We start from the raw sequence: 21146 nt of genomic DNA, 5'->3' as shown, positions 1-21146 counted from the left end.
CGTGCCCGAGGGGCGAAATCTCGCCATCCGAGACCCGTCGGCAGAAGGGTGGATCCCCGCCCCGGGCCCGCCGTATCAGTTCTCGCACGAGGCGTACGAGCCGCAGCGCAGCCGCGTACTCTGTCCCCCATCCTTGTCGGCCCCCATGCGAAGAGAGCCCACGGCCATGCCTTCCACTCCGGCCAATTCCGACCTCCCGGCGGCGCCGGACGCGCCCGTCGAGGCGGGTCTCCTCGACGCGCTCCAGCACCAGGTCGCGGTCTTCGCCCGGCGGGCGGAGCAGACCCGCCTCGGCGGGGTCGGCCAGGCCCGCAACTCGATGGACCGCGCCGCGTACCTGCTGCTGAACCGCCTCGACCTGGAAGGGCCGATGGGCGTCAAGGCGCTCGCGGGCGGCATGGGCATCGACTCCTCGACCGTGACCCGGCAAGTCGCGCCCCTGGTCGACACCGGCCTGGTCAAGCGCACCTCGCACCCCGAGGACGGGCGCGCGGTGGTCCTCGCGCTGTCCGCGCGCGGGCTGGCGCGGCTGGAGGAGGTCCGCTCCTCGCGGCGCGAGCTGATGTCCCGGGTGACGGAGGGGTGGTCGCCGCAGGAGCGCGAGGCCTTCACCACGCTGCTCACCCGCTTCAACCTCTCCCTGTCGGAACTCATGGCCGCGGTCGCGGAGGGCGGTCCGACCTCTTGACCGGGGTGGTCCGACTGCCCGCACTATGTGCGTTGTGGACCACCAATCGGCGTACGGAGGCGGGGAGTTCGCCGGACTCCCCGGTTCCCGCACGCGGTCGTACCCGGAGTTCGAGGCCTTCGTCGCGGGCGCGGCGGGCCGGCTGCTGCATGTCGCCGTCCTGCTGACGGCGGAGCCCGGGGACGCGGCGCCGACCGCGCGACGGCTGCTGTCCGGTGCGCTGGCGCGTACGTTCGCGGACTGGCGGCGGCTGCGCGGTGACGACCCGTACGCCGCCACCCGCGCCGAGCTGTGCGCGGCCTTCGCCCGCTCCGCCTGGCGCCATCACGGGCGGCCCCGGCCGGGCGGGGGCGTCCTCGCCCGGCTGACTCCGCAGGAACGTCTCGTCATCGTGCTGCGGGTGTACGAGGGGGTGGCCGAGGAACAGGCGGCCGCACTGCTGGGGCTGCCCGCGGACCGGGTACGGGCGGTGTGCCACCGGGCGATGACCGCACTGCGGGCCGAGGGGAAGGCCGGGGCTTCCGGCGCGGCCGGCGCCGACGCGGCCCGCGCACCGGGAGCGCCCGCGTCCGGCCGGGCGGCGTGATGGGCTCCCCCGACCGCAAGGAGGCCGAGGTCCGGCGCCTGCTGGAGGGCCCGCACCCGGTGGTGCCGGTGGACCTCGCGGCCGTCGCCGCCGCCCGCGGCGCGCGGCTGCTGCGGCGGCGCCGGGTGCTGCGCAGGCTCGCCTGGACCCTGGCCTTCGCGGCCGCGGTCGCCTTCGCGGTCTGGGCGTCGCTCACCCACCCGTGGGAGATCCCGCCGACGGACGTGGCCCCGCCCCTGCGGGGCTGGTAGGGGCCACGCCCGCCGACCGGCTCGCTGCAGGACTCAGCCGAGCGCCTGCGTGAGGTCCGCGATCAGGTCGTCGGCGGACTCGATGCCCACCGACAGACGGACCAGGTCGCCCGGAACCTCCAGGGCCGAGCCCACCACCGAGGCGTGGGTCATCCGGCCCGGGTGCTCGATCAGGGACTCGACGCCGCCCAGGGACTCGCCCAGGGTGAAGAGCTTGGCGCGGTTGCAGACCTCGACCGCCGCCTCCTCGCCGCCGACGACCTGGAAGGAGATCATGCCGCCGAAGGACTTCATCTGCTTCGCGGCGATCTCGTGGCCCGGGTGCTCCGGCAGGCCCGGGTACAGGACCCGCGAGACCTTCGCGTGGCGGGTCAGCATGTCGGCGACGCGCGTGGCGTTCTCCGAGTGCCGGTCCATGCGGACGGCCAGGGTCTTGATGCCGCGCAGCACGATCCAGGAGTCGAAGGGGCCGGCGACGGCTCCCATCGCGTTCTGGTGGTAGGCCAGTTCCTCGCCGAGCGCCGCGTCGGCCGTGATCAGCGCACCGCCGACGACGTCCGAGTGCCCGCCCATGTACTTGGTGAGGGAGTGCAGGACCACGTCCGCGCCGAGCGCCAGCGGCTGCTGGAGGTAGGGCGAGGCGAAGGTGTTGTCCACGACGAGCTTGGCGCCCGCCGTGCGCGCGATGCCGGCGATCATCGCGATGTCCGTGATGCCGAGCAGCGGGTTGGAGGGGGTCTCGACCCAGATGACCTTGGTCTTCGGAGTGATGGCCGCCTGGACCGCCGCCGCGTCGGAGGTGTCGGCCACCGACCAGTCCACGCCCCAGCGGGAGACGACCTTCGCGAAGAGCCGGAAGGTGCCGCCGTACGCGTCGTTCGGGATGACCACGTGGTCGCCCGGGGAGAGCAGCGTGCGCAGCAGGCAGTCCTCGGCGGCCAGGCCGGAGGCGAAGGCCAGTCCGCGGCTGCCGCCTTCCAGCGCCGCCAGGTTCTCCTCCAGGGCGGTGCGGGTCGGGTTCGCGCTGCGGCTGTACTCGTAGCCGCCGCGCAGGCCGCCGACGCCGTCCTGCTTGTACGTGGAGACCTGGTAGATCGGGGGCACGACCGCGCCGGTCAGCGGGTCCGCCTTGTTGCCCGCGTGGATGGCACGGGTCTCGAAGCTCTGGTGCTCGTGGCTGTCGTCGCTCATGAGCAGAGCCTAAGGGCTGTCCCGGGTGAACCGGCTGGTGGAGGGCCCACCCCGCATTCGCGTCCGGGGGCGTGCGTCTGGTTCGCTTGGGTACATGGAGATTTTGTGGTTCCTGATCGCGGTGGCCATGCTCGTCGCCGTCGTCGGGCCGTACGTCCGGCGCAAGCGCATGGGTGTGCGCCTCGTCGCGCCCGGCAGCCCCGACGCCGCCGACCCCGAGACCTACGGCTTCGCCCGGCAGGAGCAGCTCGACATCCGGATCCCCGGCCCGGACCGGGACCTGATGGACGCCCTCGGCTCCGTCGAGCGCAGCGGTCAGTGGCAGGCGGCGTCCATGCTGCTCGCGGGCACCCCGCGTGACGGCGAGGTGCGCTGGCAGCGCGTGCAGGCCTTCGCCGGGGCGGCCGCCCTGGACCTGGCGCAGCGCCCGGGGGTCGGCGCGCCGTGGCTGAAGGCGTGGCGGCTGGAGGCCCCGAAGGACGCGGGCGGCGCCCAGGTACACGCGGAGCTGCTGGTCCAGCAGGCGTGGCGGCAGTCGGGGGGCGTGGGCTCGACCGACCACCGGATCATCCTGGAGGAGGCCCGTACAGCGTGCGGCCACGCGGCGCTGCTCGCCCCCGGCGACCCGGTCCCGTACATCACCGAGCTGGCCGTCGCCCGCGGACTCGGCTATTCCGAGGCCGAGTTCGACGCCCTCTGGGCGAAGATCATCGACCGCGCGCCGGAGCACATGGGCGCGCACCTGGCGGCGCTGCACTACTGGTGCGAGAAGTGGCACGGCTCCCGCGAGAAGGCCGACGCCTTCACGCACGCCGCGGCCGCCCGCGCCCCGCGGGGCTCGCTGCTCGCCGCGCTGCCGCTGTTCGCGGTGTACGAGCACCTGCCCGAATTCACGACGGTGCAGAGCTTCTACCAGAGCGCGGTGGTCACCCGGGCCGTCGAGGGCGCGCTGTACGCCGTGCACTCGGCGCGCGCGGACGACCCGATGCTCGCGCACGTACGGCACCTGCTGATCCTGTTCCTGGTCAACGGCGAGCGGTGGGCCGAGGCGATGGAGCAGCTGCGCCACGTCGACGGGTACGTCGGCGCGCTGCCCTGGTCGCACAGCGCGGACCCGGCGGCGCACTACGCGGTGTACCGGGCGCTGGCCGTGGCGGGCTACGAGGCGACGGGCGGCTCGCCCGCGACGCTGCCGCGCTGACCCGCAGCGGGCCCCGCCCGCACCTATAAGGTTGCCGTAAGTGCAGTTCAGGCCGCATGATTCCGGCCGTGAACCTCGCACTCGTACTCCTGATGCTCCTCGTCCCGCTCGGCGTGGTCGTGTACCTGGCCCGCACCAAGGGCAGGCCCGCGAGCCCGCGGAGCGACCGCTGGATACGCACCCGGTTCGACCCGGCCGCCTTCGGCCTCCTGCCCCGCGACCGGCTCGACCCGAGCCGCGGCGGCCCACCTCGCGACCCCGCCGAGCGCGCCGAGGCCCAGATGGTCGCCGACGCCGCGTGGGACGGGGACTGGCGGGTGGCCGCCGCGTACTGCGAGGCCGCCGGGCAGGACTGGGACGAGCGGTGGTCGCGGCTCGAACTGCTGCTCCGGATCGCCGGGAGCGACGACCGCTGGCTCAACGACTGGCGCGCGGCCCAGCCCGGGAACAGCGACGCGGGCACCGTGTACGCCCAGATGCTCCTCCACCGCGCCTGGGAGATCCGCGGCAGCGAGTACGCCAACAAGGTCCCGGCCGAACGGATGCGGCAGTTCAAGGAGCTGCTTCCCGCCTCCATGGCCGCCGCGCAGCAGGCCGCGACCCACGCCCCGCACGATCCGGGCCCCTGGGTCGTGATGCTCACCGCGGCGCGCGGAATGCAGTACTCCCACAGCCAGTTCGCCGAGCTGTGGCGCAACCTCCAGCTGCGCGCCCCGCACCACGGGCCCGCGCACTGGCAGGCCCTCCAGTACTGGTGCGCCAAGTGGTTCGGCTCCGACAAGCTGATGTTCGACTTCGCCGTGCGCGCCGTCGCGAGCGCCCCGGTGGGCAGCCCGCTGGCGGGGTTGTACCTGCACGCCCTCGACGAGGTCGAGAAGCGCGGCGGGCAGCGCGGGAACCGGGCCGACAAGCACGTCAAGGCCCGGCTGGAGGACGTGGCCCGGCGCCTGGACACCGTCCCGGAGACCCACGAGGACCTGCCGCGCCTGCGCCACCGCCTCGCCCACCACCTGCTGGCCGCGGGCCTGCACCGGGAGGCGCTGGAGCAGTTCCGCCGCATCGGCCCCTACTGCGGCGCCAGCCCCTGGAACAAGGACGGCGCGGACGCCGTCGCCGCCTTCGACCACGCGCGCGGGCGCGCGGCGCACGGGTCGCTGGCCTGACGGGCCGCCCCGCCGCCGCCCCGCCGCCGCTCCGGCGGCGGACCAGGGGTACGTTGCGCTTTCGCACTCTCTCGAGGCGCCCGCCGCGCTCCGCGCCCTGCCGCCTCGTACGCACGTGTCACGTCCCGTGACGCACATGTCATATCCCGTGGGGGGACCTTCCAAGTGGGCGCTTCGCTGCGCGCCGTGCGCGCGCTCGTACTCCTGTCCGGCTTCTATCTGCTCGGCTTCGTCCTGCTCGCCGTCCTGGCGGGCATCGACTACGCCGTGATCGCCTCCGGCGGCCACGGCCCGAACGCCGCCAAGCTCGTCATCGTCAGCCTGATCCTCGCCTTCCCGGTCGTGCGCGGCATGTTCATGCTCCGCACCCCCAAGGGCGAGCCGATGGCCGGCCTGCGCCCCACCGAGCAGCAGGAACCGCGCCTGTGGGCGACCGTCCGCGAGCTGGCGGCCGCCGTCGGCACCCGCGCGCCGGACGAGATCGTGCTGACCGACGAGGTCAACGCGGCCGTCAGCGAGGACTCCCGGCTGCTCGGACTGCTGCCCGGCCCGCGCCGCATGTACATCGGCCTCCCGCTGATGACGGGGCTCGACGAGATGCAGCTGCGCGCCGTCCTCGCCCACGAGCTGGGGCACTACGGCAACGCCGACACCCGCTTCACCCCGCTGATCGTGCGCGGCAAGGCCCAGATCGAGCGGACCATCGCGCACTTCCACGAGCGGGCCGACCACACGGTCGCCAAGGAGCGTGCCAAGCAGGAGAAGCAGGCCGGCAAGCGGATCGCCAAGGGCAAGAAGGCGAAGGAGGTCAACACCACCGGTGCGGGCGTCCTGTACCGAGCGATGGCCAGGATCTACACCGCCTACGGGTCCTTCTTCATGCGGGCCACCCTCTCGGGCTTCCGCCGCCAGGAGTACGCCGCCGACCTGGCCGCCGCCCGGATCGCCGGGCGCGACGCCTACGCCTCCGCGCTGCGCGAGCTGCCCGCGCTGGTCTCCGCGCACGACCTCTACATGGGCTCGTACGCCACGCTCGGCGTCGGCGCGGGTCTGCTGCCCGCCCCCGGCCAGGTCTTCGGCGGTTTCGGCGCGCTGCTGCGCGCCCGCGGGGAGGAGCTGGCGGGGCTGCGCGAGGAGCTGCCGGAGCGGCCCGCCTCCCCGTACGACTCGCACCCGCCCATCGCGGCCCGGGTGGCCCGGATCGAGGCCCTGCCGGACGACGGCCGCGGCGCCGCTCCCACCCGTCCCGCGCTGGAGCTGCTGGCCTCCGCCGACGGCGCCCTGGGCGCGCTGGAGCACGAGGTCCTGACCACCGAGGCGCTGGGCCTGCGGCGCGCCGACTGGCCGGACCTCGTGCACGAGAGCCTGACCCTGTACGTCGCCCAGGGCGCCGCGGCCATCCGCGCGGCCGTGGCCGCGGAGCGCCCGGGCACCGAGGGGGGCCTGGGTGACCTGCTGGACCTGATCGACGCCGACCCGGCCGCCCTGTGGCGGGTCGCGGACCGGCTGCCGAAGTCCGAGGAGGCGGCCGCGGCCACCGGCCGCGCGGCCCGCGAATTCGCCCGCCCGGTGCTGCGGCGCGCGCTGAACCAGCTGGTCACGGTGGAGCTGACGGCCCGAGGCCGGGCCCGCTGGCAGCTGTCGTGGTCGGACTCGGCATCGCTGGACTACCCCACCGAGGAGTTCGGGGAGGAGCTGACCGCCGCCCTGAACGCGGCCGTGGCCGACCGGGCCGACACCGCACCGCTGCGCGAGCTGGTCCAGGTGTGATGATCTTCTTCGGGCTGCTGGGGCTCGCCCTGCTGGCCGTGGCCGGTTACGTCCTGCGCGGCGTCCACCACCTCCGCAAGGCCAAGCGGCTGACCGCCGAGGCCGAGGCCGCCCGCACCCGGCGGGCGGACCTGGCCGTCGCCCGGGGCTTCCTGCCGGGCGAGCGGCTCGACACGGACCACTGGGCGCCCGTACCCCACGGGCACGGCGCCGTCCTGGCCACCGTCCGCTCCGGCGACTGGCGCGCGGGCGCCGCCTGGATCGAGGCCGCGGGCCGGGACTGGGAGGAGCGCCGCACGCGCGTCCAGCTCCTCGGCACGGAGGCCGCCGAGGAGGACGCCTGGCTGCGCGCCTGGCGCGCGGCCCGGCCCGCCGATCCGGCCGCCGCCGCGGTCGACGCGGACGCGACGCTGACCGTCGCCGCGCACGTGCGGGGCGGGCTGCGGGCGAGAGCGATCTCGCCGGAGCAGTACCGCGTCTCCCACGAGCTGCAGGCGCGGGCGCAGGTCCTGGTCCAGGAGGCGCAGGCGCTCGCCGACCCCGCGGACCCGACCCCGTACATCCTGGAACAGCCGATCGCGCTCGGGCTGAGCTATCCGCACGAGCGCTTCCGCGCGCTCTCCGCGGAGATCGCCGAGCGGGATCCGAAGAACCTGTCCGCGCACGTGCGGGCGCTGCGGTACTGGGGCCGCACGTGGCACGGCTCGCACGAGGAGGCGCAGGCCTACGCGCGGGAGGCGGCGGCCCTGGGCGGGCCGGGCGACCTGCTGTCGCTGCTGCCGCTGCACGCGTACTTCGAGCGCGAGACGATCGAGGACGGCCTCGACCCGGGCGTGTACTACAAGGAGCCGGAGATCGTCGCGGCCACGACGGCGGCCCTCGCGGACGTCGCGGCGGCCGCCCCGGGCGACCGGCGGGTGGCGCGGGTGCGGCACATGCTGGCGTGGTTCCTGTACTGGCAGGACCGCTACCCGGAGGCGGTCGAGCAGTTCCGCCACGTCGACGGCCACATCGGCACGGCGCCGTGGACCTACGCGGGCGACCCGGCGGCCCGCTACCTGAAGGCGCGCGACCACAGCGTGGATCGGGTGACGCCGGGCGTGTGAGGGGTGGCCCCGGGGGAATCCCGGGCCGCCCCGCCCCGTTGACCCCTGTGCGACCGCCGCCGAGGAGGACCCCGTGTTCAGTTACCGCCGCTCCCCCGAGCTCCCCACCCCCGAGGAGGCCCTCAAGGGCCGCCCCACCCCCCAGTTCGACCTGCCGGAGCGCCACACGGTGCTCGGCAACCCGCTGGCCGGCCCCTACCCGGCCCACCTCGAGGTCGCGGACTTCGGGCTGGGCTGTTTCTGGGGCGCGGAGCGCATCTTCTGGCAGACCCCGGGCGTGTGGACCACGCTGGTCGGCTACCAGGGCGGCTTCACCGAGAACCCGTCGTACGAGGAGGTCTGCTCGGGCGGTACGGGCCACACCGAGGCCGTCCGCGTCGTCTTCGACCCGGCCGTCCTGCCGTACGAGGACCTGCTCAAGGTCTTCTGGGAGAACCACGACCCCACCCAGGGCTTCCGCCAGGGCAATGACGTGGGCACCCAGTACCGCTCCGCGGCCTACACCCACTCCGCCGCGCACCAGGCCATCGCGGAAGCCTCCCGCGACGCCTACCAGCAGGTCCTGACCGCGTCCCGCTACGGCGCGATCACCACGGCCGTCCTTCCGGCCGCGGACCGCCCGTTCTGGCCGGCCGAGCCGTACCACCAGCAGTATTTGGACCGCAACCCTGACGGCTACTGCGGCATCGGCGGGACGGGCGTCTCCTGCCCGATCGGCATCGCCAAGGCCGACGGCTGATCGACGTCGTGCGGGCCTCAGGACGGCCGACACCAAACGAAGGCGCCGGCGATGCGAAGCCATCGACGGCCAGCCGTCCTGAGGTCCCTTTCAGTCCCTCATTCCGTGATGCCTCGAAGGAGCCGGATGGCGGTACCCCGTTCCACTTCGGCTCCCCCCGTCAGTCCCGCCACTTCGGGACCAGCAGGTCAGGGTTGAACGGGCGACGCCCTCCGCCCCCCACCGGCAGCACGATCACCGCGTGGAGCGCTTCCCGGAGCAGAGCACGCTTCTGCGCCAGGTCAAGCCTGCCCGAAGCCCAGCGCTCACCTACGTCACCCGTTACGTCAACGGCCCGTTGCCGACTCAGAGCGTGACGCGTCCTGTCCGCGCGGAGTTCCTTGACGCGCGCTTCCATCTTCTGGCTCTCGGGGAAGAACAGCTCGTCCGATACCTGGTCTTCCTGCCATGCCAGGAGCAGCTTGCGCTGCTTGGCCATCAGCCGGTCCAGCTCTTCTTCCCCTCCCCACTTCTCGTCGGTGCACGTGGCCCGGGCCGCCCTGTCTTCCAGCTTCGCGAGAACGGCCTCCGTGATGAATTCGTCGATCTTGAGCCCGTTACGCCCGGTGCCCCCGCATCCGCCCATTTCTTTGCTGGGGCACTGATAGAGGTAGCCCCCGGAGAGGTCCGCCCGTGCGGTCGCCCGAAGGGGCGAGTTGCAGATCTGCCCGTCACCCCGAGGCTTTCCGCATCGGAGAATTCCCGTCAGCAGGTACGACGGGGTGCGGTAGTCCGTGACCGATCCGTCAGCCTTAACATTGGGGCCGACGCGAGCCGAGAAGACGGCGTCGATGGCCATCCACTCCTTGGACGTGACGACGGGCTCCCAGAGGCCCGCAACAGGCACACCGTTGGCGTCGCGGACCAGCTCCCCGTTGTGCTTCCGCCAGCCGCACAGCCGCGGGTTCCACAGCGCGAGCTTGAGCGAGCGGCTCGCCCACTCCTTGTCGTTGATCGTGCGGACGCCGGCCTCGCGCCACTCGCGGAGAATCGAGTGCAGAGACTTGCCCGCGATCACCTCGCGGGCGCCCTTCGCCAGCCACGCCGCTTCCTCGGGCTCCAGCGTGAGCTTGTCTTCCTGCCAGCCAAAGGGGCGCTTTCCGCCCACCGGGATGCCCAGCTCGGCGCGGGCGCGGTGCGAGCGGCGTGCACGCCGCTGCATCTTGCGCACCTCCATCTTGGAGATGACGACGCCGAAGAGGCCCATGGACTCGACATCCTCGCTGTAGAGGTCCTTCGACCCCTTGGCGTCGGCGTAGAGCCGTCCTTCCTCGTACGTGAGCGCGTCCACGAACCGCTCGTAGTCACCCGCCCGTCGCGTGAGCCGGTCGTCCGCGACCACGATGACGCCACGCACGTGCTGCCCGTCCGACATGCGACCCGACTTGAGCGCCTTCACCATGGCCTCGAAGTCCGGGCGCACCACCGCCGCCTTGGCCGCCGACAGATCGTTGTCGGTGTAGCGGTGCACGATCGTCCAGCCGAGACGCGCCGCCGTCTCGCCGTTCACCTTGTGCTGGTCCTCAACGCCGTGCCCGTCCCTGGCCGTGTCGGCGGAGATACGCGCGTACGAAACGACCGGGATCACCGGTGCCGCTTCGTTCACTTCCCACCCCTTTGCGAAGAGTCACTAATTCTACGCAAGGAGAAATGGCAATCGCAGCAATACTTGGACAAGAACCCCACGGGCTACTGCGGCATCGGCGGGACGGGCGTCTCCTGCCCGATCGGCGTGGCGAAGCCGCCGTCACCGGATGCCTGACCCGGCGCCGGAGCACGCCTGACCCTTTCGCGGGGCCGAGGCGTACCCACCCCGGTTGGTCTGGCCCCGGGGTACGGAATCTCGCCCATGGGAGCATCGATGACCACGCCCGCCGCCGACCAGCCGCTGATTGCACGGCCGCCGTCGACGGTGACGGCCCTGCGCCAGGCGGTGGCGCAGATTTCCCCCGCCGCCCTTCCCGTGTTCACGCGGGAGCTGGACCGGGCCGCCGACCGGGCCCGGCAGGGCTCGGACCTCGCCCCCTTGCGACGGTTCATCGCCCAGTGGGCGATCCACGTGGAGATCCAGCGCCGGCCGCGGTGGGCCGCGGAACTCCGGCGCTGGTAGGACGTGGCGGCCACCGGCGACGTCGCACAGGTCCGCACAGCCGCATCGGAGATCGACAAGATCCTCGACGCGGCCCACGCGGCCGTCGCGGCCACCCGGCCGTGACTGCCGGGTGGCGCTGGGAGTACGACCCCGATCGTCGTACGGATCGTTCCGCCGTTCGACGCCCTCTGAGGAACGGTCACAGGAGGCCGAAGGCCGCCTGGAGGGAGGGGGCCACCGTGTGGCCCACCAGGTGGTTGGCGACCGCGCCCGGGAGGGCCGGGAGGTAGGCCCAGTGGGTGACGCCCTCCGGGTTCGGGGCGGCGTGCGCGGCGCTGTACGGGAGGCGGACGACCGCTCCCCGGTCCACGAAGCAGTCGTGGAACTCCCGGCCGTCCGGCTCGCGCACGTGGTGCGCGAGGAAACGCATCGGCAGCACCACCCAGAAGTCCGATCCCGGCCCCTTCGCGTAGCGGCCGGCCACCGCTCCCAGTACCCCCGAGCCGTTGTCCGGAAGCTCGTCCGCCGCGTCGATCCACTGCACTACCACTGTCACTCACATCCTCGACTGCCCCGACTGAAAGGGGCATTGAGGACATCTTCCCCCAGCTTCGCGGAGGCCGCCCGTCGAGCTACGACGTCAGATCGTCGACGCGTCGATGACGAAGCGGTAGCGGACATCGCTCGCCTCGACCCGGCCGTACGCCTCGTTGATCTGGTCGGCGCCGATCAGTTCGATCTCCGCGCCCAGGCCGTGCGCGGCGCAGAAGTCCAGCATCTCCTGGGTCTGCGGGATCCCGCCGATCATCGAACCGGCCAGCGTCTTGTTGCCGCCGATCAGGGAGAACAGGTTCAGCGACACCGGCTCCTCGGGGGCGCCGACGTTGACCAGCGCGCCCTCCACCTTCAGCAGGCCGAGGTACGCCCCCAGGTCCAGCGGGGCCGAGACCGTCGAGATGATCAGGTCGAAGGCGCCGGCCAGCTCCGTGAAGGTCGCCGGGTCGTTCGTGGCGTGGAAGTGCGCGGCGCCCAGCTCGGCCGCGTCCGCCTGCTTGCGCAGGGTCTGCGACAGGACGGTCACCTCGGCGCCGAGCGCCGCGGCGATCTTGACGCCCATGTGCCCGAGGCCGCCCAGGCCGATGATCGCGACCTTCTTGCCGGGGCCCGCGCCCCAGCGCTTGAGCGGCGAGTACAGGGTGATGCCCGCGCACAGCAGCGGCGCGGCCACGTCGAGGGCGATGCCGTCGGGGATGCGCAGGGTGTGGCTCTCGGCGACCACGATGTGGGTGGAGTAACCGCCGTACGTCGGCTCGCCGTCGGTGCCGACCGCGTTGTACGTGCCCGTCGCGCCGCGCTCGCAGAACTGGTCCTGGCCCTGTACGCAGTTGGCGCACTCGCCGCAGGAGTCGACGAAGCAGCCGACGCCGACCCGGTCACCGACGGCGAACTTCGTCACGCCGGGGCCGGCCGCGGTCACGATGCCCGCGATCTCGTGGCCCGGAACCATCGGGAAGATGCCCTCGCCCCAGCCGTCACGGGCCTGGTGGATGTCCGAGTGGCAGATCCCGGAGTACTTGATCTCGATCAGGACGTCGTGTTCGCCGACCGGGCGGCGCGGCACGGTGGTGCGCTCCAGCGGGGCCTTCGGCGCGGGGGCCGCGTAGGCGGCGACCCGGGTGGGGACGGACACGGCGGCGGTGGGGTTCGGCACGGGTGGTGCTCCTCGGGGAGGGCGCGGATCGGTGCCCGCGAAGGGAGTGCGGTGGGACTGAAGAAACGATGCCTCTCCTGCGGCCGCCCACCCAGCCCCCTGCCGGGGCTAGGACTGGCGAACCTACCCCTGGCGGGGTCAGGCTCCCGGCCGCCCCCGCTCCCCGGCCCGGGGATACTGGGGGGATGGACCAGGGAACCGACCCTCGAAGCGAGCAGCGAGCCGACCGGCGGACCGACCAGCGCACCGAGCTCGGCGAGTTCCTGCGCTCCTGCCGCGCCCGGCTGCGCCCCGAGGACGTCGGCCTGCCGGACTACGGGCGCCACCGCCGCGTCCCGGGCCTGCGCCGCGAGGAGCTGGCCCAGCTGGCCGGGGTCTCGGTCGCCTACTACACGCGGCTGGAGCAGGGGCAGGGCCAGAACGTCTCGGCGGAGGTCCTGGACTCCCTCGCCCGCGCCCTGCGCCTGGACGACACCCAGTACACGCATCTGACCCACCTCGCCCAGCCCAAGGCCCGCAAGCGCCGCCAGAGCCAGAGCCACCGCCCCGAGAAGGTCCGGCCGGAGCTGCTGAGGCTGCTGGACGCGCTGGACGGCGTACCGGCGTACATCGTCGGGCGGCGCCAGGACGTCGTCGGCTGGAACCGGATGGCGACGGCCGTCTTCGGGGACTTCGGCGCGCTGCCGCCCCAGGAGCGGAACCTGGTGCGGCTGGTCTTCCTGGACCCGGCGACCGCCGAACTGTACGGCGAGTGGGAGTGCCGGGCGTGCGAGGTGGTCAGCAATCTGCGCCTGTACGCGGGCCAGTACCCCGACGACCCGCAGCTGTCCGCGCTGGTCGGCGAGCTGTCGGTGAAGAACGCGGAGTTCCGCACGCTGTGGGCGGAACACACCGTCCACAACAAGGCGCACGGCACGAAGGAGCTGCGGCACCCGCTCGTGGGCCTGCTCACGCTCTCCTTCGAGACCCTGACCTTCCCGGACAATCCCGAGCAGTCCCTGGTCACCTACCACGCGGAGCCGGGGTCGGCCTCGGCGGACGCACTGCGCCTGCTCGGATCCTGGGCGGCGCCGTCGTCCGCGCCCTCGGCCGCCCCTTCGCCGGGCCCTTCCTCCGCCCCTTCCGCCGCGCCGTCGTCCGCCTCCTCGCCGACGGGCCGGAGCGCTACAGCTTGAGCTGGAACAGGCCCACGCCGCGCTCGCGGCGGTAGCCCAGGGCCTCGTTGACCCCGCGCATCGGTGCGTTCTCGTCCGCGACGGCCGTCACGATCTCCCGCACCCGCGGGTACGCCGCCGTCACGTCCACCAGCATCCGCCGCTTGACCAGCCGGCCGAGGCCGCGGCCCCGGTGGGCGGGGGTGACGACCGTGTCGTACTGGACGGCCCGGGTGTCCGCCGGGTCGGCGAGGACCACCTCCGTGTACGCCGCCATCTCACCGCTGTCGGTCACCGCGGCCACCGTGAGGATCACCCCGCCCCGGTCGACGACCAGCCGCTGCGCCTGGCGCACCCGCTCGCCGGTCCAGATCGGGGCCTGCTGGTCCAGGTCGCCCATCGGAGCGTCCTCCATCGCGCCGTGCGCGACGGCCGCGGCCTCGGCCCAGGCGTCGGGGGTCTCGCCGCTCCAGCTCACGAGCCGGTAGCCGGGCGCGTCCCGCGGCGCCTCGACCGGTCCGGCGGGGACCTGCTGCACGTACCAGCCCATCGGCAGCACGTTCTCGAAACCGAGGCTCTCCGCGAACCGCTGCGCGGGGGTGTCGAGTTCGACCGTCGAGGCCACCGACGTACGGTCCTGCGCGAGGAGTTCGGCGCGCACCCGCTCCCACAGGGCGCGCCCGAGCCCGCGGCGCCGGGCGGTGGGGCGCACCGCGAGCACGTCCAGGTACGCGCCGTGCGTATTGCCCTCGTCGGTGAAGAGCAACAGGGCCGCGGCCCCGTCGATTTCGCCGTCCTCGCCCCTGATCGCCCACTGGACGGAGCGCCCGCGGATCGACGGGACTCCCAGCCGTCCGCCCACCTCCACCAGGCTCGGCGCGGGCGTCCCGGGCAGGTCGGCCGCGTACACGGCCCCCAACAGGCGCGTCCACGCGGCGACTTCGGCTCCGGTCGGCGGCACGGAGAGGAGCGAGACGGCGGGGGCGGCGGCAGGCGCGGGTTCGGGCGCGGGTTCGGTCATCCTATGACCGTATCTCCGGCCCGCGCCCGGCCGCCAAGGCTTTTCCACCCGGCCCGGGCCGACCCTCGGACGGGACCCCCGGACCGGCCCCCGAACCTCCCTGACCGGCCCTGACCTGCTCAGACGTTGTCGGTGACGGTGACCCGGCCGCGCCTGATCGTCGCCAGCCGCGGGGCCCGCTTGGCGAGCGCGCTGTCGTGGGTGACCATCACGAAGGTCAGGCCGTGCTCCTTCCACAGCCCCTCCAGCAGGTCCATCACCTCGTCCCGCATGGACTCGTCCAGGTTCCCGGTCGGTTCGTCCGCCAGCAGCACCTTCGGCTTCTTCACCAGCGCCCGCGCGATGGCGACGCGCTGCTGCTGGCCGCCGGACAGTTCGCCCGGCAGGTGGCCCATCCGCTCGGCCAGCCCGACCGAGTCCAGCGCCTCGGCCGCCTGTTCGCGCCGGGCCTTCGCCTTCAGGCCGAGCGGGACGAGCGCCGTCTCGACGTTCTCCTGCGCGGTGAGGGTGGGGATCAGGTTGAAGGACTGGAAGACGAAGCCGATGTTCTCCGCCCGGACCCGGGTCAGCCGGGCTTCCGACAGGGTCGCCAGGTCCAGGCCGTCGAGGACCACGGATCCGGCGGTGGGCCGGTCGAGGCCGCCGAGCATCTGGAGCAGCGTGGACTTGCCGCCGCCCGTGGGGCCCTGGATGACGAGCCGGCCGCCGTCCTCGATGGTCAGGTCGACCCCGGCGAGCGCGGCGACGGTGTCCTTGCCGCGCTTGTAGTTCTTGGTGACACCGGTCAGTTGGTACATCGTGCGTGGGTTCCTCTCGTACGTTCGGCAGTGCTCGGGGCCGGTCGACCCGGGGGCCGGGCGCACCCCGCAGGGGCAGAGCCCGCCCGGCCGGCCTACTCGACGCGGCGCAGCGCGTCCGCCGGGCGCAGCCGGGAGGCCCGCCAGCCGCCGAAGCCGCCCGCGATCAGGCCGCCCGCCACCGCGAGGGCGACGGCGAGGCCGATGGTGGACAGGGAGACGGGCGCGGTGAGCGCGACGTCCAGGGCCTTGGCGGCGGTGCGGCGGGCGCCGCCGAAGCCGCCGCCGCCGAAGCCGCCGCCGCCCCCGAAGCCGCCCGCCCGGCCGCCGCCCGCGCCGCGTCCCCCGCCACCGCCGCCGCCCGCGAGCTGCGCGGTCAGGGTGGGGCTGATGGCGGTGATCAGGTAAGCGGCGCCGAGCCCGAGCCCGATGCCGAGGGCGCCGCCGACGAGGCCGTTGACCAGGGCTTCTCCGGCGACCTGACCGGTGACCCGGCGGCTCTTCCAGCCGAGCGCCTTCAGGGTGCCGAATTCGCGCACCCGGCGGCTGACGGCCGAGGAGGTGAGCAGACCCGCGACGAGGAACGCGGCCGCGAGGACGGTGTACGAGAGCCAGGTGCCGACGGTCGAGGCGAGCGAAGAGGCCGTGGAGAGCGATCCGGAGACGGTGTCGGCGAGGTCCGCGGACGTGGTGACGGTGGTGTCCGGGACGTTCGCCTGGATGGCCGTCTTGACCGAGTCGATCGCCTGGGAGTCCTTGGCCTGGACGTAGACCGTGGTGATCTTGTCCGGGGACTCGGAGAGGGTCTGGGCCTGCTTGAGCGGGACGTAGAGGTTGGCGGCCGCGTCCCCGCTGTCGGCGGTCGCGATGCCGATGACCTTGAACTTTGCGTCCTTGACGGTGAGGTCGGACCCGACGGCCAGCTTGTTCTTCGTGGCGTAGGCGCTGTCGACGACGGCCACGGCCGCGTCGGTCTCGGAGGCCGTGAAGGTGCGTCCGGAGGTGAGCTTGGAGGTGGTCAGCGGACCGAGCTCCGGCTTGGCGACGTCGGTGCCGTAGACGGTGAAGGAGTTGACGTCGAAGTCGGCGCCGCCGCCCTGGACGGACCCGCCCGAGCCGCCCGCGCCGCCCGCGCCCTGGCCGCCGCCGGTGCGGCCGCCCTGCGCGCCGCCCTGACCTGCGCCCTCGGTGCGCTTGAACTCACCTCGCCGGAACTGCCCGTTGACCTTCATCACCTGGAGGCTGAGACCGCCGACGGCGTCGGCGACGCCGTGCTGGCCGGAGACCTTGGAGACGGTGGCCGCGTCCAGGGTCTGGAAGCCCTGCGGCATCACGATGTCGTGGCTCTGCTCGGTACCGGCGGCGCCGTCGGCCCCGTCCTTGGCGTCGAACCGGAAGCGCGGGCGCTGCGCCGCGCCGCCCTCCCCCGGCGGGGTCTGGGCCTTGGTGACGGTCATGTCGGTGCCGAGGCCGTAGAGGGACTGGAGGACCTTGGCCTGCGCCTGCCCCATGCCCGCGGACACGGAGGTCACGACGATGACGAGTGCGATGCCCAGTGCGAGCCCGGAGGCGACGACGAGCGCCGCCTTCCTGCGGCGGCGCAGCTCGCGCCGGAGGTAGGTGAAGAACATGGGGCGACGCTAGGTACCGGCCGTGATCGCGGGATAAGTGGCGGATAAGAGTCGGATGAGAACGCGAACGGCGGGGAAGCCGTGAGGGCTTCCCCGCCGTGGGCGGTGGTTCAAAGGATCAGACGGCTCGGACCGCTCGGACGGCCCGGACGGCTCAGACGGCTCAGACGGCCGAACCGGCCTTCCAGTCCGCCCAGCTGAGGTTCCAGCCGTTCAGGCCGTTGTCCGGCTTGATGGTCTTGTCCGGGGAGTTGACCACGGTGACGACATCGCCGACGAGCGAGTTGTCGAAGAACCACGCGCCGGGCTGGTCCGGGTCGTTGGCACCCTTGGCGTCGTTCAGGCCGACACAGCCGTGGCTGGTGTTGGCGCTGCCGAAGATGGAGTCGTCGCCCCAGTAGTTGCCGTGGATGAAGGTGCCCGAGTTGGACAGCCGCATGGCGTGCGGGACGTCCTTGATGTCGTACTCGCCCTTGCCGTCGCCGTCCTTGAAGCCGACGGTGGCGCCGTCCATCCGGGTCTCCTTGAACTTCTCGGAGATCACCATCTGGCCGTTGTAGGTCGGGTTCGCCGGGGAGCCCGCAGAGATCGGGATGGTCTTGATGACCTGGCCGTCGCGCGTGACGGTCATCTTCTTCGTCTTGGCGTCGACGGTCGAGACCTGGCTGCGGCCGATCTGGAAGGTCGCGGTGCGGTCCTGTACGCCGACCACGCCCGGAGCGCCCTCGACGCCGTCCAGCTTCATCTTCATCGTGATGGTGGAGTTGGCGTTCCAGTACTGGTCCGGACGGAAGTCCAGGCGCTGGTCGCCGAACCAGTGGCCGACGACTTCCTGGCCACTGCTGGAGCTGACGTTGATCGCGGCCTGGACGGCCTTCTTGTCCTTGATCGGCTTGTTGAAGTCGATCGAGACCGGCATGCCCACGCCGACCTTGGAACCGTCCTCGGGCGTGAACGAGCCGATGAAGCTGTTCTCGGGCGAGACGGTGGTGAAGGAGGCGTTCTCGTGGGCCTCCTTGCCGCCGGCGTCCTTCGCGGACGCGGACAGCGAGTACTTCTGCGAGCGCTTGAGCGCGCCCTCGGGCTTCCAGCTCTTGCCGTCGGCGGCTATCTTGCCCTCGACCGCGGCACCCTCCGAGGTCTTCAGCTCCACCTTGGTGAGCGTGCCCTCGCTGACCGTCACAGCGGCGTTGTTCAGGCCGACGTTGGTGGCACCGTCCTTGGGCGCGATGACTATTCGGGCCTTGGACGTGTCCTTCGCGGCTGCCGCGTCCACATCCGCCTGGGACTTGCTGGTCTTGTCACCGCTGCCCGCGGCCTTGTCGTCGCCGCCGTTGCACGCCGAGAGCACCAGTACCCCACCGAGCACCGCCGATGCGGCCACGAGGCCCCGCCTGCGCCGCTTGCTGTCCGTCCTCACACGCCACTCCATCGTTGCCGGAAAACCGAGCATCAGCAGGGCAGGGGAGCGAGCTCCCCTGCGTCAATCCCTGCCTCACACTTACTACGCGCTAACGTGCCCGCCCGGTTCCACATTCAGTTCGAATGTGGGCAACCCCACGGTCAGGCTCTGTCGTCCTCTTCGTCGAATACCCCATCTTCCTCGTCCAGGTCCCACTCCATGGACTCGGGGTCGTATTCGACCGGCTCGGTGCTCCAGGAGGCCTGCGCCAGCTCCACGCCGGGGATCTCGGCGACCAGGTCGGTGGGGTCGATGAGGTACGCCAGCGCCTCCGCGGCGTCCTCGCGCACGGCCGCCTCCGCGTGACCGCGCTCCTCCTCGGGCATGAACTCGTCGGCCTGGATGTGCGCGAGGGCGGCTCCGGTGAGTGCATCCGGATCCGGAACCTCCAGTACCAAATCCACCCGAAGCCGTACGTACCGTGATTCTTCAGAAGCGTTCATACGACGGAGGGTAAGGGTCGACGAACCCCCGGGTTTCCCACGACCCGCCCCTTTAACTAGCATCTGCCCACACGGCCAATTCGCTGCTGCCACAAGGGGGATCGAACTGTGTCCGCACGTCGACCGCTGCTCACCGCCCTCGGGGCGACCACGCTCCTCGGTGCCCTCTGGTTCGTCCCCTCCGCGGGCGCCAGCTCCGCCTTCCCCGACGACGCCGCCCCGGATGTCCCCGCGAGCGCGAACACACAGGTCACAGGGGTCCCCACGGGCGAGGAAGGCTCCGGTTCCGCTTCCGCGAACACGAACGCGCCCGCGCCCCAGGGCCGGCCCGCGCTCCTGCTCGCCGACACCGGCAGCGTGGACACCAGCCCGTACCTGCTCGGCGGCACGCTCTGCCTCGGGGTCGGGGCCGGGTTCGTCGTCTTCTCCGCGCGCCGGGCCCGCTCCGCGCGCTGAGATCCGGCGCGCGGGCGCCCGTACCGACGGCGAAGGGCCGCCCCTCACAGGAGGGGCGGCCCTTGGCGTACGTACGGCCGCGGCCGGGCGGGACGGACCGGTCAGGCGAGGGTGCCGGTGACCGGTTCCACGGCCGCCAGGAGAGCACCCGAACGGATGAACGCGTCCGCGGCGGCCAGGTCGGGCGCGAGGAAACGATCCGGCCCGGGACCCTCGACCCCCGCCGCCCGCGCGGCGGCGATGGCGGCCCGGCTGGCCGGGGCGGGGGTGAGCCCGTGGCGCAGCTCGATGGCGCGGGTGGCGGCGTACAGCTCGATGGCGACGATCCGGGTCAGGTTGTCGATCGAGGTGCGCAGCTTGCGGGCGGCGGACCAGCCCATGGAGACGTGGTCCTCCTGCATCGCGGAGGAGGGGATCGAGTCGGCGGAGGCCGGGACGGCGAGCCGCTTCATCTCGCTGACCAGGGCGGCCTGCGTGTACTGGGCGATCATCAGACCGGAGTCGACGCCGGCGTCGTCCGCGAGGAACGGCGGCAGGCCGTGCGAGCGGTTCTTGTCGAGCAGCCGGTCGGTGCGGCGCTCGGCGATCGAGCCGAGGTCGGCGGCGACGATGGCGAGGAAGTCCAGGACGTAGGCGACGGGTGCGCCGTGGAAGTTGCCGTTGGACTCCACGCGCCCGTCCGGCAGGACGACCGGGTTGTCGACGGCGGCGGCCAGCTCGCGCGAGGCGACCAGGGCGGCGTGCGCGATGGTGTCCCGGCCGGCGCCCGCGACCTGCGGGGCGCAGCGCACGGAGTACGCGTCCTGCACGCGCGGGGCCGACTCCTCCTGGAAGTGCCCGGTGAGCCCGGAGCCCTTCAGCACGGCGGCCATGTTCGCGGCGGAGGCGCCCTGGCCGGGGTGCGGGCGGATGGCGTGCAGCTCGGGCGCGAGCACCTTCTCGGTGCCGAGCAGCGCCTCCAGCGTGAGGGCGGCGGTGATGTCGGCCGAGGTGTAGAGCTTGTTCAGGTCGGCGATGGCCATGACGAGCATGCCGAGCATGCCGTCGGTGCCGTTGAGGAGGGCCAGGCCCTCCTTCTCGCGCAGCTCGACGGGCGTGATCCCGGCCTCGGCGAGCAGCTCGCCGGCGGGGCGCACGACCCCGTCGGGACCTTCCGCGTCGCCTTCGCCCATCAGGGTGAGCGCGCAGTGCGACAGCGGCGCGAGGTCGCCGGAGCAGCCGAGCGAGCCGTACTCGTGGACGACCGGGGTGATCCCGGCGTTCAGGACGTCGGCCATGGTCTGGGCGACCTCGGGGCGGACCCCGGTGTGCCCGGAGGCGACGGTCTTGAGCCGCAGGAACATCAGGGCGCGGACGACCTCGCGCTCGACGCGCGGGCCCATGCCGGCGGCGTGCGAGCGGACGATGTTGCGCTGGAGCTGGGCGCGCAGCTCGGGGCTGATGTGCCGGGAGGCGAGCGCGCCGAAGCCCGTGGACACCCCGTAGACGGGCTCGGGCTTGGCGGCGAGGGCGTCCACGATGGCGCGGGCACGCGCGAGGGCTTCGACCGCCTCGGCGGACAGCTCGACGCGAGCGCCCTGGCGGGCGACGGCGATGACGTCCTCGGCGGTGGTCCCGGACGTCCCCATCACGACAGTGTGCATAT

21 protein-coding genes and 1 pseudogene are annotated in these 21146 nt (G+C 72.8%); 12 read left to right on the top strand and 10 right to left on the bottom strand.

All coding sequences use genetic code 11. The features are described from left to right. Nucleotides 1-166: 166 nt before the first annotated feature. Genes ABT084_RS05450 through ABT084_RS05440 form a run of 3 tightly spaced genes read left to right on the top strand, consistent with a single transcriptional unit; the run spans nucleotide 167 to nucleotide 1525 of the window. Nucleotides 167-688: a MarR family winged helix-turn-helix transcriptional regulator gene (locus ABT084_RS05450; protein ID WP_351038356.1), complete on the top strand. Its 522-nt coding sequence runs from the start codon at nucleotides 167-169 to the stop codon at nucleotides 686-688. Nucleotides 689-722: 34 nt separating this feature from the next. Further along, entirely contained in the window at nucleotides 723-1274 is a 552-nt protein-coding gene (locus tag ABT084_RS05445; RefSeq protein ID WP_502968839.1) for a sigma factor-like helix-turn-helix DNA-binding protein, read from the top strand. Continuing rightward, complete coding sequence (locus tag ABT084_RS05440) at nucleotides 1274-1525, top strand: hypothetical protein (RefSeq protein ID WP_351038355.1); 252 nt, start codon at nucleotides 1274-1276, stop codon at nucleotides 1523-1525. The genes ABT084_RS05445 and ABT084_RS05440 overlap by 1 nt, the downstream gene beginning before the upstream one ends. 33 nt (nucleotides 1526-1558) lie before the next feature. Here ABT084_RS05440 and ABT084_RS05435 read toward each other — a convergent pair whose 3' ends face one another. Then, complete coding sequence (locus ABT084_RS05435) at nucleotides 1559-2716, bottom strand: cystathionine gamma-synthase (RefSeq protein WP_351038354.1); 1158 nt, start codon at nucleotides 2714-2716, stop codon at nucleotides 1559-1561. Nucleotides 2717-2810: 94 nt separating this feature from the next. Here ABT084_RS05435 and ABT084_RS05430 point away from each other — a divergent pair, with 94 nt between their 5' ends. From ABT084_RS05430 to msrA, 5 genes are all read left to right on the top strand, one after another. Then, a complete protein-coding gene (locus tag ABT084_RS05430) occupies nucleotides 2811-3917 on the top strand; it encodes a hypothetical protein (protein ID WP_351038353.1) in 1107 nt (368 codons plus the stop codon). A 68-nt stretch (nucleotides 3918-3985) separates the two neighbouring features. Further along, nucleotides 3986-5080, top strand: coding sequence for a hypothetical protein (locus tag ABT084_RS05425; RefSeq protein ID WP_351038352.1), 1095 nt, complete (start codon nucleotides 3986-3988; stop codon nucleotides 5078-5080). A gap of 165 nt (nucleotides 5081-5245) precedes the next feature. Beyond that, nucleotides 5246-6850, top strand: a complete 1605-nt coding sequence (locus tag ABT084_RS05420; RefSeq protein WP_351038351.1) for a M48 family metalloprotease — start codon at nucleotides 5246-5248, stop codon at nucleotides 6848-6850. Then, on the top strand, nucleotides 6850-7956 hold the full coding sequence (locus tag ABT084_RS05415; protein WP_351038350.1) for a hypothetical protein: 1107 nt from the start codon (nucleotides 6850-6852) through the stop codon (nucleotides 7954-7956). The genes ABT084_RS05420 and ABT084_RS05415 overlap by 1 nt, the downstream gene beginning before the upstream one ends. A 73-nt stretch (nucleotides 7957-8029) precedes the next feature. After that, nucleotides 8030-8695: a peptide-methionine (S)-S-oxide reductase MsrA gene (gene msrA, locus ABT084_RS05410; RefSeq protein WP_351038349.1), complete on the top strand. Its 666-nt coding sequence runs from the start codon at nucleotides 8030-8032 to the stop codon at nucleotides 8693-8695. 160 nt (nucleotides 8696-8855) lie between these two features. On the opposite strand, the gene ABT084_RS05405 is transcribed toward msrA, so the two are convergent. After that, complete coding sequence (locus tag ABT084_RS05405) at nucleotides 8856-10340, bottom strand: recombinase family protein (RefSeq protein WP_351038348.1); 1485 nt, start codon at nucleotides 10338-10340, stop codon at nucleotides 8856-8858. A gap of 54 nt (nucleotides 10341-10394) precedes the next feature. Here ABT084_RS05405 and ABT084_RS05400 point away from each other — a divergent pair. Together ABT084_RS05400 and ABT084_RS05395 are read left to right on the top strand one after the other, a co-directional pair. Continuing rightward, nucleotides 10395-10496: pseudogene (locus ABT084_RS05400) on the top strand (peptide-methionine (S)-S-oxide reductase MsrA); the annotation flags it as partial. A gap of 99 nt (nucleotides 10497-10595) precedes the next feature. Continuing rightward, complete coding sequence (locus tag ABT084_RS05395) at nucleotides 10596-10844, top strand: hypothetical protein (RefSeq protein WP_502968838.1); 249 nt, start codon at nucleotides 10596-10598, stop codon at nucleotides 10842-10844. Between the two features lie 181 nt (nucleotides 10845-11025). On the opposite strand, the gene ABT084_RS05390 is transcribed toward ABT084_RS05395, so the two are convergent. Next, nucleotides 11026-11382 (bottom strand): AQJ64_40280 family protein, encoded by a 357-nt coding sequence (locus ABT084_RS05390; RefSeq protein WP_351038347.1) that lies wholly within the window; start codon nucleotides 11380-11382, stop codon nucleotides 11026-11028. An 84-nt stretch (nucleotides 11383-11466) separates the two neighbouring features. Further along, nucleotides 11467-12537: an NAD(P)-dependent alcohol dehydrogenase gene (locus ABT084_RS05385; protein WP_351038346.1), complete on the bottom strand. Its 1071-nt coding sequence runs from the start codon at nucleotides 12535-12537 to the stop codon at nucleotides 11467-11469. 185 nt (nucleotides 12538-12722) lie between these two features. Here ABT084_RS05385 and ABT084_RS05380 point away from each other — a divergent pair, with 185 nt between their 5' ends. Continuing rightward, nucleotides 12723-13712: a helix-turn-helix domain-containing protein gene (locus ABT084_RS05380; RefSeq protein WP_351038345.1), complete on the top strand. Its 990-nt coding sequence runs from the start codon at nucleotides 12723-12725 to the stop codon at nucleotides 13710-13712. Here ABT084_RS05380 and ABT084_RS05375 read toward each other — a convergent pair. The 5 genes from ABT084_RS05375 to ABT084_RS05355 form a co-directional block, all read right to left on the bottom strand. Beyond that, the gene (locus ABT084_RS05375; protein WP_351038344.1) at nucleotides 13702-14712 is read right to left on the bottom strand and encodes a GNAT family N-acetyltransferase; all 1011 of its coding nucleotides are present in this window, start codon (nucleotides 14710-14712) and stop codon (nucleotides 13702-13704) included. The genes ABT084_RS05380 and ABT084_RS05375 overlap by 11 nt on opposite strands. A gap of 119 nt (nucleotides 14713-14831) precedes the next feature. Then, nucleotides 14832-15509, bottom strand: a complete 678-nt coding sequence (locus ABT084_RS05370; RefSeq protein ID WP_351038343.1) for an ABC transporter ATP-binding protein — start codon at nucleotides 15507-15509, stop codon at nucleotides 14832-14834. 95 nt (nucleotides 15510-15604) lie between these two features. Beyond that, nucleotides 15605-17140: an ABC transporter permease gene (locus ABT084_RS05365; RefSeq protein WP_351038342.1), complete on the bottom strand. Its 1536-nt coding sequence runs from the start codon at nucleotides 17138-17140 to the stop codon at nucleotides 15605-15607. A 163-nt stretch (nucleotides 17141-17303) separates the two neighbouring features. Further along, nucleotides 17304-18572, bottom strand: coding sequence for a L,D-transpeptidase (locus tag ABT084_RS05360; RefSeq protein WP_351038341.1), 1269 nt, complete (start codon nucleotides 18570-18572; stop codon nucleotides 17304-17306). 131 nt (nucleotides 18573-18703) lie between these two features. After that, nucleotides 18704-19045, bottom strand: coding sequence for a hypothetical protein (locus tag ABT084_RS05355; protein WP_351038340.1), 342 nt, complete (start codon nucleotides 19043-19045; stop codon nucleotides 18704-18706). Between the two features lie 108 nt (nucleotides 19046-19153). Here ABT084_RS05355 and ABT084_RS05350 point away from each other — a divergent pair, with 108 nt between their 5' ends. Beyond that, nucleotides 19154-19501, top strand: a complete 348-nt coding sequence (locus tag ABT084_RS05350) for a hypothetical protein (RefSeq protein ID WP_351038339.1) — start codon at nucleotides 19154-19156, stop codon at nucleotides 19499-19501. 101 nt (nucleotides 19502-19602) lie between these two features. Here ABT084_RS05350 and hutH read toward each other — a convergent pair whose 3' ends face one another. Further along, nucleotides 19603-21144, bottom strand: a complete 1542-nt coding sequence (gene hutH / locus ABT084_RS05345) for a histidine ammonia-lyase (RefSeq protein WP_351038582.1) — start codon at nucleotides 21142-21144, stop codon at nucleotides 19603-19605. Between the last annotated feature and the right edge of the window lie 2 nt (nucleotides 21145-21146).

Origin of the sequence: Streptomyces sp. NPDC002138 (genome assembly GCF_040296485.1) — a bacterium.
GTDB lineage: Bacteria > Actinomycetota > Actinomycetes > Streptomycetales > Streptomycetaceae > Streptomyces.
The sequence above is the reverse complement of the archived record's forward strand: the minus strand, read 5'-3'. Positions and strand labels throughout refer to the sequence as shown.

Coding starts and splice junctions, on each gene's coding strand:
- ABT084_RS05395 (WP_502968838.1), top strand. CDS start 10,596: ATGACCACGCCCGCCGCCGACCAGCCGCTGATTGCACGGCCGCCGTCG.
- ABT084_RS05440 (WP_351038355.1), top strand. CDS start 1,274: ATGGGCTCCCCCGACCGCAAGGAGGCCGAGGTCCGGCGCCTGCTGGAG.
- ABT084_RS05430 (WP_351038353.1), top strand. CDS start 2,811: ATGGAGATTTTGTGGTTCCTGATCGCGGTGGCCATGCTCGTCGCCGTC.
- ABT084_RS05375 (WP_351038344.1), bottom strand. CDS start 14,712: ATGACCGAACCCGCGCCCGAACCCGCGCCTGCCGCCGCCCCCGCCGTC.
- ABT084_RS05360 (WP_351038341.1), bottom strand. CDS start 18,572: ATGGAGTGGCGTGTGAGGACGGACAGCAAGCGGCGCAGGCGGGGCCTC.
- hutH (WP_351038582.1), bottom strand. CDS start 21,144: ATGCACACTGTCGTGATGGGGACGTCCGGGACCACCGCCGAGGACGTC.
- ABT084_RS05435 (WP_351038354.1), bottom strand. CDS start 2,716: ATGAGCGACGACAGCCACGAGCACCAGAGCTTCGAGACCCGTGCCATC.
- ABT084_RS05450 (WP_351038356.1), top strand. CDS start 167: ATGCCTTCCACTCCGGCCAATTCCGACCTCCCGGCGGCGCCGGACGCG.
- ABT084_RS05370 (WP_351038343.1), bottom strand. CDS start 15,509: ATGTACCAACTGACCGGTGTCACCAAGAACTACAAGCGCGGCAAGGAC.
- ABT084_RS05355 (WP_351038340.1), bottom strand. CDS start 19,045: ATGAACGCTTCTGAAGAATCACGGTACGTACGGCTTCGGGTGGATTTG.
- ABT084_RS05365 (WP_351038342.1), bottom strand. CDS start 17,140: ATGTTCTTCACCTACCTCCGGCGCGAGCTGCGCCGCCGCAGGAAGGCG.
- ABT084_RS05380 (WP_351038345.1), top strand. CDS start 12,723: ATGGACCAGGGAACCGACCCTCGAAGCGAGCAGCGAGCCGACCGGCGG.
- ABT084_RS05415 (WP_351038350.1), top strand. CDS start 6,850: ATGATCTTCTTCGGGCTGCTGGGGCTCGCCCTGCTGGCCGTGGCCGGT.